The organism is Priestia sp. JSM ZJ58 (assembly GCF_044383985.1).
GTDB classification, from domain to species: Bacteria; Bacillota; Bacilli; order Bacillales; family Bacillaceae_H; genus Priestia; species Priestia zanthoxyli.
In genome coordinates this window covers 41,406-53,652 of sequence record NZ_JBISEM010000001.1, presented here as the reverse complement: position 1 = coordinate 53,652, position 12,247 = coordinate 41,406, and the positions used below count along the sequence as shown (strand labels likewise).

General features: G+C 40.0%; 13 protein-coding genes and 1 other annotated feature. Of the genes, 4 read left to right on the top strand and 9 right to left on the bottom strand.

The features are described from left to right. Positions 1-3 precede the first annotated feature (3 nt). The 7 genes from ACH6EI_RS00280 to ACH6EI_RS00250 all read right to left on the bottom strand — a co-directional run bounded on the left by ACH6EI_RS00280 (position 4) and on the right by ACH6EI_RS00250 (position 7,315). Complete coding sequence (locus ACH6EI_RS00280; RefSeq protein WP_013059521.1) at positions 4-183, bottom strand: sporulation protein Cse60; 180 nt, start codon at positions 181-183, stop codon at positions 4-6. A gap of 214 nt (positions 184-397) precedes the next feature. Next, positions 398-709 carry a rhodanese-like domain-containing protein gene (locus ACH6EI_RS00275; RefSeq protein WP_028411838.1) on the bottom strand — a complete coding sequence of 104 codons (312 nt, stop codon included), beginning with the start codon at positions 707-709 and terminating at the stop codon, positions 398-400. 239 nt (positions 710-948) lie between these two features. Further along, entirely contained in the window at positions 949-3,363 is a 2,415-nt protein-coding gene (gene leuS, locus ACH6EI_RS00270; RefSeq protein ID WP_028411839.1) for a leucine--tRNA ligase, read from the bottom strand. A 64-nt stretch (positions 3,364-3,427) separates the two neighbouring features. Beyond that, positions 3,428-3,646: a binding site (T-box leader), on the bottom strand. Positions 3,647-4,057: 411 nt separating this feature from the next. Beyond that, complete coding sequence (locus tag ACH6EI_RS00265) at positions 4,058-5,380, bottom strand: GntP family permease (protein WP_028411840.1); 1,323 nt, start codon at positions 5,378-5,380, stop codon at positions 4,058-4,060. 157 nt (positions 5,381-5,537) lie between these two features. Continuing rightward, entirely contained in the window at positions 5,538-6,725 is a 1,188-nt protein-coding gene (locus ACH6EI_RS00260; protein ID WP_028411841.1) for an MDR family MFS transporter, read from the bottom strand. 158 nt (positions 6,726-6,883) lie between these two features. Then, positions 6,884-7,039, bottom strand: coding sequence for a hypothetical protein (locus tag ACH6EI_RS00255; RefSeq protein WP_013059527.1), 156 nt, complete (start codon positions 7,037-7,039; stop codon positions 6,884-6,886). A 12-nt stretch (positions 7,040-7,051) separates the two neighbouring features. Beyond that, positions 7,052-7,315: a YtzC family protein gene (locus ACH6EI_RS00250; RefSeq protein WP_013059528.1), complete on the bottom strand. Its 264-nt coding sequence runs from the start codon at positions 7,313-7,315 to the stop codon at positions 7,052-7,054. Between the two features lie 169 nt (positions 7,316-7,484). Here ACH6EI_RS00250 and mnmL point away from each other — a divergent pair, with 169 nt between their 5' ends. Next, positions 7,485-8,447, top strand: coding sequence for a tRNA modification radical SAM protein MnmL/YtqA (gene mnmL, locus ACH6EI_RS00245; RefSeq protein WP_028411842.1), 963 nt, complete (start codon positions 7,485-7,487; stop codon positions 8,445-8,447). Continuing rightward, a complete protein-coding gene (gene mnmM / locus ACH6EI_RS00240) occupies positions 8,444-9,013 on the top strand; it encodes a tRNA 5-(aminomethyl)-2-thiouridylate-methyltransferase MnmM (protein ID WP_028411843.1) in 570 nt (189 codons plus the stop codon). The genes mnmL and mnmM overlap by 4 nt, the downstream gene beginning before the upstream one ends. Positions 9,014-9,025: 12 nt before the next feature. Here mnmM and ACH6EI_RS00235 read toward each other — a convergent pair whose 3' ends face one another. Then, positions 9,026-10,084, bottom strand: coding sequence for a tetraprenyl-beta-curcumene synthase family protein (locus tag ACH6EI_RS00235; protein WP_028411844.1), 1,059 nt, complete (start codon positions 10,082-10,084; stop codon positions 9,026-9,028). Between the two features lie 31 nt (positions 10,085-10,115). Beyond that, positions 10,116-10,892: an alpha/beta fold hydrolase gene (locus ACH6EI_RS00230; RefSeq protein ID WP_013059532.1), complete on the bottom strand. Its 777-nt coding sequence runs from the start codon at positions 10,890-10,892 to the stop codon at positions 10,116-10,118. A 107-nt stretch (positions 10,893-10,999) separates the two neighbouring features. Between ACH6EI_RS00230 and ACH6EI_RS00225 the strand changes: the two genes are divergently transcribed. Beyond that, on the top strand, positions 11,000-11,527 hold the full coding sequence (locus tag ACH6EI_RS00225) for a gamma carbonic anhydrase (RefSeq protein ID WP_028411845.1): 528 nt from the start codon (positions 11,000-11,002) through the stop codon (positions 11,525-11,527). A 191-nt stretch (positions 11,528-11,718) separates the two neighbouring features. Beyond that, positions 11,719-12,243 (top strand): phosphatase PAP2 family protein, encoded by a 525-nt coding sequence (locus ACH6EI_RS00220; protein WP_028411846.1) that lies wholly within the window; start codon positions 11,719-11,721, stop codon positions 12,241-12,243. Positions 12,244-12,247 lie beyond the last annotated feature (4 nt).

Below are 12,247 nucleotides of genomic sequence, written 5' to 3'. Positions count from 1 at the left end.
ATGCTAGGCTTTATACATAACCATGGCTGAAAAACAGTACACCTGCTCATCACGATCAACATCCACTGTGACTTGGTACTTAATATCCACGACGTCTTCATCTTCTAATTTGCGTAAAAATCGGTTCACCGCAAACTCTAAATCTTTTTCATGCTCTTTATCAAACATTTTCACCTGTATCATAGCTTCTACCACCTTGTCCTATCAAATTTGTTTCAATCAGAATGGACTGCTTCTCTCAATGATGGCTTTCGTACTGATTTTCAACTTCTTCCTACCTCTATTTTTATGAAGACTTTTATAGATTTAGTCATCATTTGTTTTGCTACTATCATTTTAGTTGAATGGTAGAAGTTTCATTCCAAAAGAAAAAAGCGCCTGTCAAAGGCGCTTTTTCTTATTTATTAACCGTTTTTCCTTCCCACTCTAACATACCGCCAACCATATTTGTTACTTTATAACCTTGTTCTTGAAGGTAGTAACATACGTTTTCACTGCGGCGTCCAGAACGGCAAATGAAAATATATTCTTTTTCTTTATCGAAATAATCCACATTGGTTGGAATATCATTCATACGAATGTGTTTAGCAGTTGGAATCATTCCTTCTGCTACTTCCTCATCTTCGCGAACATCAACTAAATGAAGCTCTTCTCCATTTTCAACGCGTTTTTGAAGCTCTTCAGGCGTAATCACTTTTACTTCTTCCATCTTCGTCATTCCTCTCTATTCTTTCATTCAGCTTGCTATCGCTATTGTAGCAAATTCAAATACCTTTATGCCACTAAATAAGAAAAGCTTAAGCAGCAGCCTACCTAAGCTTTTCCAATCGTAGTTAAAGGTTTAACTAAGGGCCTGATGTCAACCCCGAAAGGGGGACATCAGGCCCTTAGGTCTAGAACAGCCCCCCTGACTGCTCTTTAGTCAGGAGGGCTGTTCTACATCAATACTTAATTAGCTACGATGTTTACTAATTTACCAGGCACAGCAATCACTTTGCGTACTGTCTTACCTTCAATGAACTCTTGAACATCTTCATTAGCCATTGCAATATCTTGAAGCTCTTCACGAGATGCCTCAGCAGGTACGTTTAATTTTGCACGTACTTTACCGTTAATTTGAACGACAATTTCCACTTCATCATCTACAAGTTTCGCTTCATCAAACGCAGGCCAAGCTTCATATGAAATCGTATCTTCGTGGCCTAGTTTGCTCCATAATTCCTCAGTTGTATGAGGACAAATTGGTGCTAATAGCTTCACAAATCCTTCTACGTATTGCTTTGGCAGCACATCAACTTTGTATGCGTCGTTGATGAATACCATAAGTTGAGAGATACCTGTATTAAAACGAAGACCTTCGTAATCTTCCGTTACTTTTTTCACCGTTTGGTGATATACGCGTTCAAGTGTAGTATCATTGCTTTCTTGAACCTTGCTGCTTAATTCACCATTATCCTCGATAAGTAAACGCCATACACGATCTAAGAAACGGCGTGCACCATCAAGCCCTTTTGTTGACCAAGCAATGGATGCATCTAACGGTCCCATAAACATTTCGTAAAGGCGAAGCGTATCTGCACCGTGGCTTTCTACGATTTCGTCTGGGTTTACAACGTTACCTTTTGACTTACTCATTTTTTCATTGTTTTCTCCAAGAATCATACCTTGGTTAAACAGTTTTTGGAACGGCTCTTTTGTTGGAACTACGCCGATATCATATAAAAATTTATGCCAGAAACGAGCATACAATAGATGAAGAACAGCGTGTTCAGCTCCACCGATATAAATATCAACCGGCAACCATTCTTTTAATTTGTCTGCATCTGCTAATGCTTCGCTGTTCGTTGGATCAATGTAGCGTAAGTAGTACCAGCAGCTGCCTGCCCATTGAGGCATTGTATTTGTTTCGCGGCGCCCTTTTTTGCCCGTTTCCGGATCTACAACGTTCACCCAGTCATCAATGTTTGCTAATGGAGATTCACCTGTACCTGACGGCTTGATTTCAGTTGTTTTTGGTAAAACAAGCGGAAGCTGATCTTCAGGAACTGCAGTTGTTGTGCCATCTTCCCAGTGAATAACAGGAATCGGTTCACCCCAGTAGCGCTGACGGCTGAATAACCAGTCACGCAGACGGTATGTTACTTGTTTTTCACCTTTTTCATTTGCTTGAAGCCACTGAATCATATTTGAAATTGCTTCTTCTTTATCTAGACCATTTAAGAAGTCTGAATTAACGTGCTCGCCGTCGCCTGTATAAGCTTCTTTTGAAACGTCTCCACCCGCTACTACTTCTTTAATCGGCAGTTCAAATTTAACAGCAAACTCATAATCACGCTCATCATGAGCAGGAACAGCCATAATTGCACCTGTACCATAGCTCATTAGAACATAGTCAGCAATCCAAATTGGCATTCTCTCACCGTTTACAGGGTTAATTGCATAAGCACCTGTGAATACGCCCGTTTTGTCTTTAGCTAAGTCTGTACGCTCTAAATCGCTTTTGCTTTTAATTTGATCTAAATACGCTTCTACCGCTTCTTTTTGTTCGGCTGTCGTAATTTTATCCACAAACGGATGTTCAGGTGCTAAAACGGCATACGTTGCCCCAAACAGCGTATCAGGACGCGTTGTGAACACAGTAAATGTTTCGTCATATCCATCAATTGTGAAGTGAACGTGAGCTCCTTCAGAGCGGCCAATCCAGTTTCGCTGCATTTCTTTAATACTTTCTGGCCAATCAAGATCATCTAAATCTTCTAGTAAACGATCTGCATAAGCTGTGATTTTAAGCATCCACTGCTTCATTGGACGACGCTCAACCGGATGCCCACCGCGCTCACTTTTGCCATCTATAACTTCTTCGTTTGCAAGTACTGTTCCCAACGCAGGACACCAGTTAACAGCTACTTCATCCACATAAGCTAAGCCTTTTTTATATAACTGTAAGAAAATCCACTGCGTCCATTTGTAGTAGTTAGGATCAGTTGTATTAATTTCACGCTCCCAATCGTAAGAGAAACCTAACGATTTGATTTGACGACGGAAATTATTAATGTTAAGTTCAGTGAACTCAGCCGGATCGTTTCCTGTATCTAATGCATACTGCTCAGCAGGTAGTCCGAATGCATCCCATCCCATTGGATGAAGTACATTGTATCCTTGCATACGCTTCATACGAGATAAAATGTCCGTTGCTGTATAACCTTCTGGATGCCCAACGTGTAAACCCGCCCCAGATGGATAAGGGAACATATCTAATGCGTAAAACTTACGCTTTCCTTCATCTTCTGTTGTTCTAAATGTTTTATTTTCTTCCCAAACTTTTTGCCATTTTTGTTCGATCTTTTCATGATTAAAAGCCATACATAATCCTCCTTGTACGCTCCAGCTGTATTTAATTAAACTAAAAAACCCCTCATCCCTCAAACAAAGGGACGAGAGGTTGAATAAACTTCCCGCGGTACCACCCAAATTAGCACAATTATGTACTCACTCATTTTCCTTAACGCGGATAGACGGTAAATGTTACTTTACTTCACATTTACAACTCCAAGGTGAGTTCATGAACGCCCGTTTGCTGACTCGCACCACCCGTCAGCTCTCTTAGCTCGCTTCGTTCACTACTATTCCTTATCATAGTTTTTACATCATACTACCTTGTATTGTAAATAATATGTTCGCAAACTGCAAGTTGTTCAACGGATTTTGTAAAAGTTTCTACACTGCCTCACTGCTTTGTTGCTAAATCCCCTCTTTCATTCTTATATATGAACAACTTCTCCCAAAAACATACATACAACGCCAAACAAAGAGATTTAGACATAACTAAGTTAATCCTATCTAAAGCTGAATAAATAGGATATCTGGACTCCTTGCTACAAAACTGTTCATTTCCGTGCAAGGCTTCATCTTGCGCTCCAATCAACAGCTTAAAGCAACTAAACACATAAAAGCCGAGTTCACCATAATAATGAAAAGATCCGAACGATTTATCGTTCGGATCTTCCTTCAGCTAAAATACTTTTGTCCCCGCCTCTACTTTCTTTAACAGCTATTATTAAATACCAAATCCAAAAGAAAACAGGATAATCGCAAGTACGAGACCAACAAGCGGAACAATTACCGTCATCGCTGCAACTGATCCATACGCATCTTTATGAGTTTCTCCACAAATAGAATTAATTGTGGTGACGACATAACCATTATGAGGCAAGGAATCTAATACGCCAGAAGATATAGCTACTACACGGTGGAGAGCTTCTGGATTTACACCAGCATCTAGATAGTGAGGGGCTAAAATTGGCAAAGCAATCGCCTGACCTCCTGAAGCCGAACCTGTCATCCCCGCGATAACACTCACCGCAATAGCTCCCCCTATCAACGGACTGCCTGGAATATGCGTCATGGCATCTACAGCCACTCCAAACGCGGGAACAGCCTTAGCAACCCCTCCAAAACCTACGACAGCAGCTGTATTCCCAATTGCAATTAACGCTCCAAGCGTCCCTTCTGATGCTGCATTCCAAAATCCTTTAAAGTGTTTTCGGTTCACAATGTATGTGACAATGATACCGCTTAAAAGTGCGACAATCAACGCAGATTGCTGAAGCGGCTTATGAAGTGCAAAAGAAATAATGAGCACGACCACAAGCGGAAGCAAACTTAATAACGGATTAGGAAGAGACTGATTTTCCGTTACTGCTGGATCTTTCTCGCGTGATATAAAACGCTCTCCATTTTTAACTGCTTTTGAAATCAAGCGCTTTAACCACCAGTAGCCGAATACAGCCATCACTACCGCTACAACTAAACTAACTTCCCATCCTGCATACGGACTAGTCTTTAAATATTCAATTGGAATCCAGTTTTGGATTTCAGGCGATCCAGCCGAGGTCATCGTAAACGTAACGGAACCGAATGCTAAAGCAGCAGGGATAAACCGCCTCGGCAAATCAGCTTGTTTGAATAAGCTTAAAGCCATTGGATAGACAGAGAATGCTACTACAAACAGACTGACTCCTCCATATGTTAAGACCGCACAGGCAAGTACAATCGCCAACACTGCTCTTTTCATTCCTAGTTTACTGACAATCCAGCGAGAAACACTATCAGCGGCCCCGCTGTCTTCCATCACTTTTCCAAAAACGGCGCCCAATAGAAACATTAAATACCAAGAAGCAATAAATCCTGTGAAACCAGACATATAATTCCCAACAAAATTTGCTTCTCCTTCTTTCACCAGCTGTGGAAATAAAGGCATTCCGCTTGTTAACGCAACAACTAAAGCACTAAGCGGACCTGCTATAAATAAATTCATGCCTCTCATCGTTAATACAATGAGCAGCAATAATCCTCCAATTAATCCAATCATACTAAGCATATTCTAGCCCCCCAAGAAGTCATATAATTAGAAAACGCTTACATTTTTACAGGTATATACTCCTTTCTTTGCTTGTCACGACCCTTACTATATTATTAAAGGAATACTGAAGACATTCCTACGTTTATTGAACAGTCAAAAATAAAACCACCTCTATTTATTTAGAGATGGTTAGTGAACGCTGACGTTTTTCTTTTAATTTATAATCGTATATCCATGTTGTACACATGCTAAATAACAATAGTGCAATTAATAAATAGCACAGGGTAGACATATTAAACGCATCGAAAATAACGCCTCCAAAGAGAGGGCCAATCATTTTACCTGCAGTAGCCATACTGTTGACTACGCCTTGATAAAATCCTTCTTTTCCTGATGGAGCTAACTGACTTGCGACAGCTGGAATTGCTGGCCAAACAAACATTTCTCCAACTGTTAACACAATCATTGCTGTTAAGAACTGCGAAAATGTTGTGGCATTCACCACGATGATGAAAGAAGCCACAAAAATAACCGTTCCAATTAGAACCTGTACTTTTAATGTCTTTGCTACTTTTTGAATGATAGGCACAATCAAAGGCTGACCGACTACAATTAAAATGCCGTTAATCGTCCAAAGCAAACTGTAGCTAGAAAGAGGTATATTCAACTCACGCGTATGCGTAGCAATCGTTGTTTGCCACTGAACATACGCGACCCAGCATAATACGTATCCTGTACATAAAATAAGAAGGGCCGTCAGTTTCGTTTTGTGCTGAATACTACCGGCTTCATTAAGGACATTCGTTTGCCCAACTGTAACCGAAATATGACGGTATGAAAAAATAGCAATAAGAAGAAAAATAACGTATAAAATTGTATTAGCTAAGAAAATATACGTAAATGAATAGGATGCTACAACGCCCCCTACCGCTGCGCCAATAGCCACTCCTGCATTTTGAGCAACGTACATCGCATTAAATGCTTTTCTTCCGCCTTGTGGCCAGACTGAGCCTGCCATTGCATACATAGATGGAAACACAATACCAGATCCAAACCCTACAATAACCAAGAGAACAACGTATGTAGGCCAACCATGGAAAAACACCAGTCCCACTAATGCAACAAGGGTAATAATAATTCCTGATAAAATGGATTTATATCCTCCAATTTTGTCAAAAAGCGTTCCCCCTAGTAAATTACCCACTACGCTTGCAGCAGAGTTCAGCATAAGAACCACTCCTGCAACGGATAACGACTTTCCTAAATGTTCATTTATATAAATTGTATTGAGAGGCCATAAAAACGAAGCTCCCGTTACGTTTACAAGCATACCAATAATCAAAAACCAAAGTGACTTGGGCATTGATCTCCCCCCTATCTATTCGAATGCCAACGTACATTCTAGTCTTTTCTTAAAGGGTTCGCAATGCTTTTACATATAGACAATTTATTTGAAATTCGCTGACTATTTAAAAAGGTGATTTCACATGACAATATCATGCAAAATCACCTTTTTACCGCTTATTTTTGCTTCGAACGAACCGGCTGGGCACGCTTGCTGTTCCGTGCTTTTAATTCTTTTACAGGATCAAAATCTTTTCCTAGCTCAATATCATTGCTGTTGATCCCGTTTTTTGTTTTTTGTTCCGGGTTATTTTGATTTGAACGAGTTGCCATAAAATCCTCTCCTTAATGCTGAGTTGTAATCAATTTATTTTGCAGCTGCTGAACTTGCAGGCGCATGCGATATAGCTGCTCTCTTTGCTGTGCATTTGCACTGTGAGAAAACTCTTCAATTTCTTTATAAGCATTTTCTAATTTTTCCTGTGCTTTTGTATATTCAGTGTCATTGTAATGTTCTTGTTTCATGCCTTCCTGTAACTGACCTTGTCCAAAGCGAATAGCATCTTCACACTGCTGCATAAGTTGATCCACTGCTTGACGAGTTGTCATTGTCTATTCCTCCTATTCGTTCATTTCTGTCTTATTTTGCGCAACTTTACTCTCCTTTACGACAAGAAGAACCTGTTAAATATAAGCATCCTTAAATTTGTTTGGCACTTTTTCACGTTTTTGATACAATTTGTTGATGTATATTGCATGTAAAAAGGAGGTTGCTGATTTGAATCAGACAAACCCATTTCCGTATAAATCTGAAAACAAACGTTATCATACCTGGAATTACCACTTACGTAACCACTTTGGCCATAAGGTATTTAAAGTAGCCTTAGATGGAGGATTTGATTGTCCAAACAGAGACGGCACGGTAGCTCACGGCGGCTGTACGTTTTGCAGCGCTGCCGGTTCAGGAGATTTCGCTGGAAACAGAGCGGATGATCTTGTGACACAATTTAACGAAATCCGTGAAAAAATGCATCATAAATGGAAAGACGGAAAATACGTTGCTTACTTTCAAGCATTCACTAACACTCACGCTCCTGTTGAGGAGCTTCGTGAAAAATATGAAGCGGTCTTAAAGCTTCCCGGAGTTGTTGGGCTTTCTATCGCCACGCGCCCTGACTGTCTCCCCGACGATGTGGTGGAGTACTTGGCTGAATTAAATGAACGAACTTATCTATGGGTAGAACTTGGACTGCAAACTGTTCATGAACGAACTTCACTGCTTATCAACCGGGCACACGATCATCAATGCTATGTAGATGGTGTAGCAAAGCTTCGAAAACACGGTATTCGCGTTTGTTCTCACATCATTAATGGTTTGCCTTTAGAAACACCTGAGATGATGATGGAAACGGTACGGGAAGTAGCAAAATTAGACGTTCAAGGAATTAAGATTCATCTGCTTCATTTACTAAAAGGAACTCCTATGGTCAAACAGTATGAAAAGGGCCTTGTTGAATTTCTTTCATTTGAAGAATATGTAAAGCTTGTATGCGATCAGCTCGAAGTAATCCCTTCTGAGATGATTGTTCATCGTATTACCGGTGATGGACCGATAGACCTCATGATCGGACCGATGTGGAGCGTAAATAAGTGGAGCGTATTAAATGCCATTGATCAAGAGCTCGAACGTCGCCAAAGCTATCAAGGAAAATATTACGAAACAGAGTTGATGGAAAGATGAAAATAGAACGTATCCTGCCTTTTGCCCGCACGTTGCTCACTAATGCTGTGGCCGAAGGAGATGTCGCGATTGATGCTACAGCAGGAAATGGACATGATACATTGTTCTTAGCCAACTTAGTCGGAGATACAGGTCATGTATATGGATTTGACATTCAGCCCCAAGCCATTCAAGCAACTCAGCAGCGATTGACAGAACATCATGTAGAAAAACGAGTCACGCTTATCCAAGAAAGCCATAGCAATATAAGCATGCTTCCTACTTCTATTAATGGACGAGTGACGGGCGCTGTCTTTAATTTAGGTTATTTACCAGGTGGAGATAAAGACATCGTCACCACTTCTGAAACAACAATTTCTGCAATTGAGCAGTTACTTGATTTGCTAGCACCTGAAGGAGTGATTGTGCTCGTTATTTATCACGGACACGAACAAGGGAAACAAGAAAGAGACGATTTACTAACGTACGTCCAAAATCTGGATCAAAAAGATGTCCATGTTTTACAATACCGCTTCATGAATCAGCAAAACAATCCTCCGTTCATCATTGCTATTGAAAAAAGATAAGCCGCATATGGCTTATCTTTTTAACATTCGGTACAAGCGTCCGTTGATATAGAAAAAGTAGCTGAGTGCTCCCCCCGCTTTGATTAATCGACGTGCATTCACATGAACATGTTTTTGTGCCCTCACTTTTTGATCGGACAAATAAACGCCCAGGAGTCCCTTATAGATAAAGCAGTGAAAGTGATAATCCGGTAGTTTTTTAGCATATTCGTCCGCTTTTACAACAAAATGCAAAAAGCGGTCCATCATTTGCTGATAGTGAGGATAATAAAAACAAAAGTTCAAATCTCCTCCTGCTTTATCTTCTTCTTGGTCAATTAAATAATCGAGTAAAATATGTAAACCTTGAATATAAGGAAAATATCCCGCTTTTATTTTCTCCGTCATTTCTTTGGTCATCTCTTCTTGAAAACTGTAAGCGGCCAAACAAAAAATGCCTAACGTTGAACCAGAGCACGCTGAAAATTCATACCACTCCATTTCAGGAACACTGTGCCGGTGAGCATCAAACCAATTCTCTAATCGTGGAACTCTTTCCTTGATTTCAACATGCTTATGTATTTGCAAATCACAATAATAAGTAGCTAGTTCTAATAAATGTGAAGAGACGATATGGTAATTACAGGCTTTTCGCAAGGACTGCTGACAAGTCTGGACAAGTTCCGCTAAATATCCTCCATCGTCTTTATCCGTTCGAAAACGATAGTAATCCCCAAGAGGTGCATGAGGAGTCAACGCATCTGGCATCGATTCGTGTAAGGCTGCAAAATCTTTAGGATCGAGCGAATTGCTGCGGTCACATAAGTTATCTAAGTAATCGCTGATTGTTTGGTAGGCAACGATAAATTTTACGCATTCAATCATGTTTTCTTTCGCTAAAATCGATAGGATACCGCCTCCTTCACAATGAAAAGTTTTTGTATCGATACTTGCCAATGCTTGAGTGCGTAATTCTTTATTAGGAATCTCTTTTGCCCGTTCCCGCCAATGGTTAAGCTCATGATGAACGACGGGAAACACTTCTCGATAAATTTTTCTCATTAATGAAATAGGACGAGACGGAATCTTCATTTATTTTCACCTCAATTTCTGACAGCACTCATTAAATGTGAAGATCAACAAAGCTTTTCGCGTATGTAAAAACGTATTCTCTTTCAGGCTCATTAAAGATTTCGTGATACAGCTGAGACCATTCTTTGTAGATTTTTTCACTTAGCTCTATTTCATCAAACCACTGTCTAACAATCAGCTTTTCAATAATTTTATCTTCTCCTGCCTGCATCACAAGAAGCGGAACATCCGGCAAACGATCGATATCTTTAAAAGCTAAGTTAACAGCTTGAATCAATTCTCGGTACCATCTTACAGAAACTTTTGTAACGTACAGTGAGTCGTTTTCATCTTCATCTCGAACTTCTTGATTTCTTGTTGCTTTTTCAACAGTAAGACCCAAATCAAAAAGTTTGTTCGGCATGACTTTATTTAATCCTTTAGATAACATATCTAAGTAAGCTGGTACTTGCTCTTTTAATCCTAGACAAGGTGAGGAAAGAATCGCACCCCATATAGGAAGATTTTTTGTCTGCAGCGTACGAATAACCGCCAGTCCTCCCATACTATGTCCTAACAGGAAAATAGGCAAATCATATTTTTGCGCTTCACGTACCCATTCTTCCACTTCATATACATATTCATCAAAGGATAGGATATGTCCTCTTCTTCTCGTTGTTAAGCCTTGGCCAGGAAGGTCTCCCATGATTACGTGCATTCCAACCGAACGCCACATCTCAATCAGCCAGCGATAGCGCCCGTGATGCTCCGCTGCTCCATGGACCATGACAATAACGCCTTTTGGATTTACTGCTTCCCATTTATGCATTTGAGTTACTCCTTCTTCCTTTTTTTGTTTACCTGCTTTAAAAACCTTTGTACACTTACATTAGAAGATTTACTACTTTTTTTCAACTAATAAAGGGAGATGATTTGATGATTTATCCGTATAAAGAAAAAATGCCTAATATTGCACCCAGCTGCTTCCTCGCAGACTATGTCACGATTACTGGAGATGTCACCATTGGTGAAGAAAGCAGCATTTGGTTTAACACCGTTATTAGAGGAGATGTTTCACCTACTATTATAGGTAAACGAGTAAATATACAAGATCAATCAACACTCCATCAAAGCCCAAATGCTCCTTTGCTTATTGAGGATGATGTGACAGTAGGACATCAAGTTATTTTACACAGCTCCATCATCCGCAAACGCGCGCTCATTGGCATGGGCTCTATTATTTTAGACGGTGCGGAAATTGGTGAAGGTGCTTTTATCGGTGCAGGAAGTTTAGTGCCTCCCGGTAAAAAAATACCACCTAATACTCTCGCACTCGGTCGACCTGCTAAAGTAATCCGCACTCTGACTGAGGAGGATTTAAAAGATATGCAGCGCATTCGTACAGAATATGTAGAAAAAGGGCAGTATTATAAGTCTATTAAGAAATCTGATTCTTCATTATAAAGGAAACGTTCCCTCAGAAAGTCATACTGAGGGAATTTTTTTAGTATCTCCACAAACTCTCTAATCATGTTCTATTCTCTCCACAATTGTAAAGAAATTTCCATATTAATTTACATCGTTTTAGTACTGCCTCCACAATTAAAGATTAAACTGAATAATAAAGACGTATTTATTAAAAAGGGAGCGACTCTATGAAAGCCAAGTTAATTCAGTATGTATACGATGCCGAATGCCGATTATTCAAAAGTGTAAATCAACATTTTGATCGAAAGCACTTAAATAGATTTTTACGTTTACTAACTCATGCCGGCGGAGCCACGTTTACCATTGTGATAGCGTGCTTGCTGCTATTTCTGCATCCTTCATCCGTCGCTTACGCCTGTGCGTTTTCTCTAGCCGTTAGCCATATTCCTGTTGCCATTGCTAAGAAGCTATATCCGAGACAACGGCCTTATATTCAACTAAAGCATACAAAAGTATTAGAAAATCCATTAAAAGATCATTCATTTCCATCGGGGCATACAACGGCTATTTTTTCGTTAGTTACCCCTCTGATGATTACTTACCCAGCCTTCGCTGCCGTTCTTTTGCCGCTTGCAGTAACGGTAGGCATTTCAAGAATTTATCTCGGTCTGCACTATCCGACGGATGTCATGGTAGGCCTGATACTCGGCATCTTTTCAGGTGCTGTTTCACTGAACATATTTTTAGTCTAATTGA

Coding starts and splice junctions, on each gene's coding strand:
- ACH6EI_RS00280 (WP_013059521.1), bottom strand. CDS start 183: ATGATACAGGTGAAAATGTTTGATAAAGAGCATGAAAAAGATTTAGAG.
- ACH6EI_RS00275 (WP_028411838.1), bottom strand. CDS start 709: ATGGAAGAAGTAAAAGTGATTACGCCTGAAGAGCTTCAAAAACGCGTT.
- leuS (WP_028411839.1), bottom strand. CDS start 3,363: ATGGCTTTTAATCATGAAAAGATCGAACAAAAATGGCAAAAAGTTTGG.
- ACH6EI_RS00265 (WP_028411840.1), bottom strand. CDS start 5,380: ATGCTTAGTATGATTGGATTAATTGGAGGATTATTGCTGCTCATTGTA.
- ACH6EI_RS00260 (WP_028411841.1), bottom strand. CDS start 6,725: ATGCCCAAGTCACTTTGGTTTTTGATTATTGGTATGCTTGTAAACGTA.
- ACH6EI_RS00255 (WP_013059527.1), bottom strand. CDS start 7,039: ATGGCAACTCGTTCAAATCAAAATAACCCGGAACAAAAAACAAAAAAC.
- ACH6EI_RS00250 (WP_013059528.1), bottom strand. CDS start 7,315: ATGACAACTCGTCAAGCAGTGGATCAACTTATGCAGCAGTGTGAAGAT.
- mnmM (WP_028411843.1), top strand. CDS start 8,444: ATGAAAATAGAACGTATCCTGCCTTTTGCCCGCACGTTGCTCACTAAT.
- ACH6EI_RS00235 (WP_028411844.1), bottom strand. CDS start 10,084: ATGAAGATTCCGTCTCGTCCTATTTCATTAATGAGAAAAATTTATCGA.
- ACH6EI_RS00230 (WP_013059532.1), bottom strand. CDS start 10,892: ATGCATAAATGGGAAGCAGTAAATCCAAAAGGCGTTATTGTCATGGTC.
- ACH6EI_RS00225 (WP_028411845.1), top strand. CDS start 11,000: ATGATTTATCCGTATAAAGAAAAAATGCCTAATATTGCACCCAGCTGC.
- ACH6EI_RS00220 (WP_028411846.1), top strand. CDS start 11,719: ATGAAAGCCAAGTTAATTCAGTATGTATACGATGCCGAATGCCGATTA.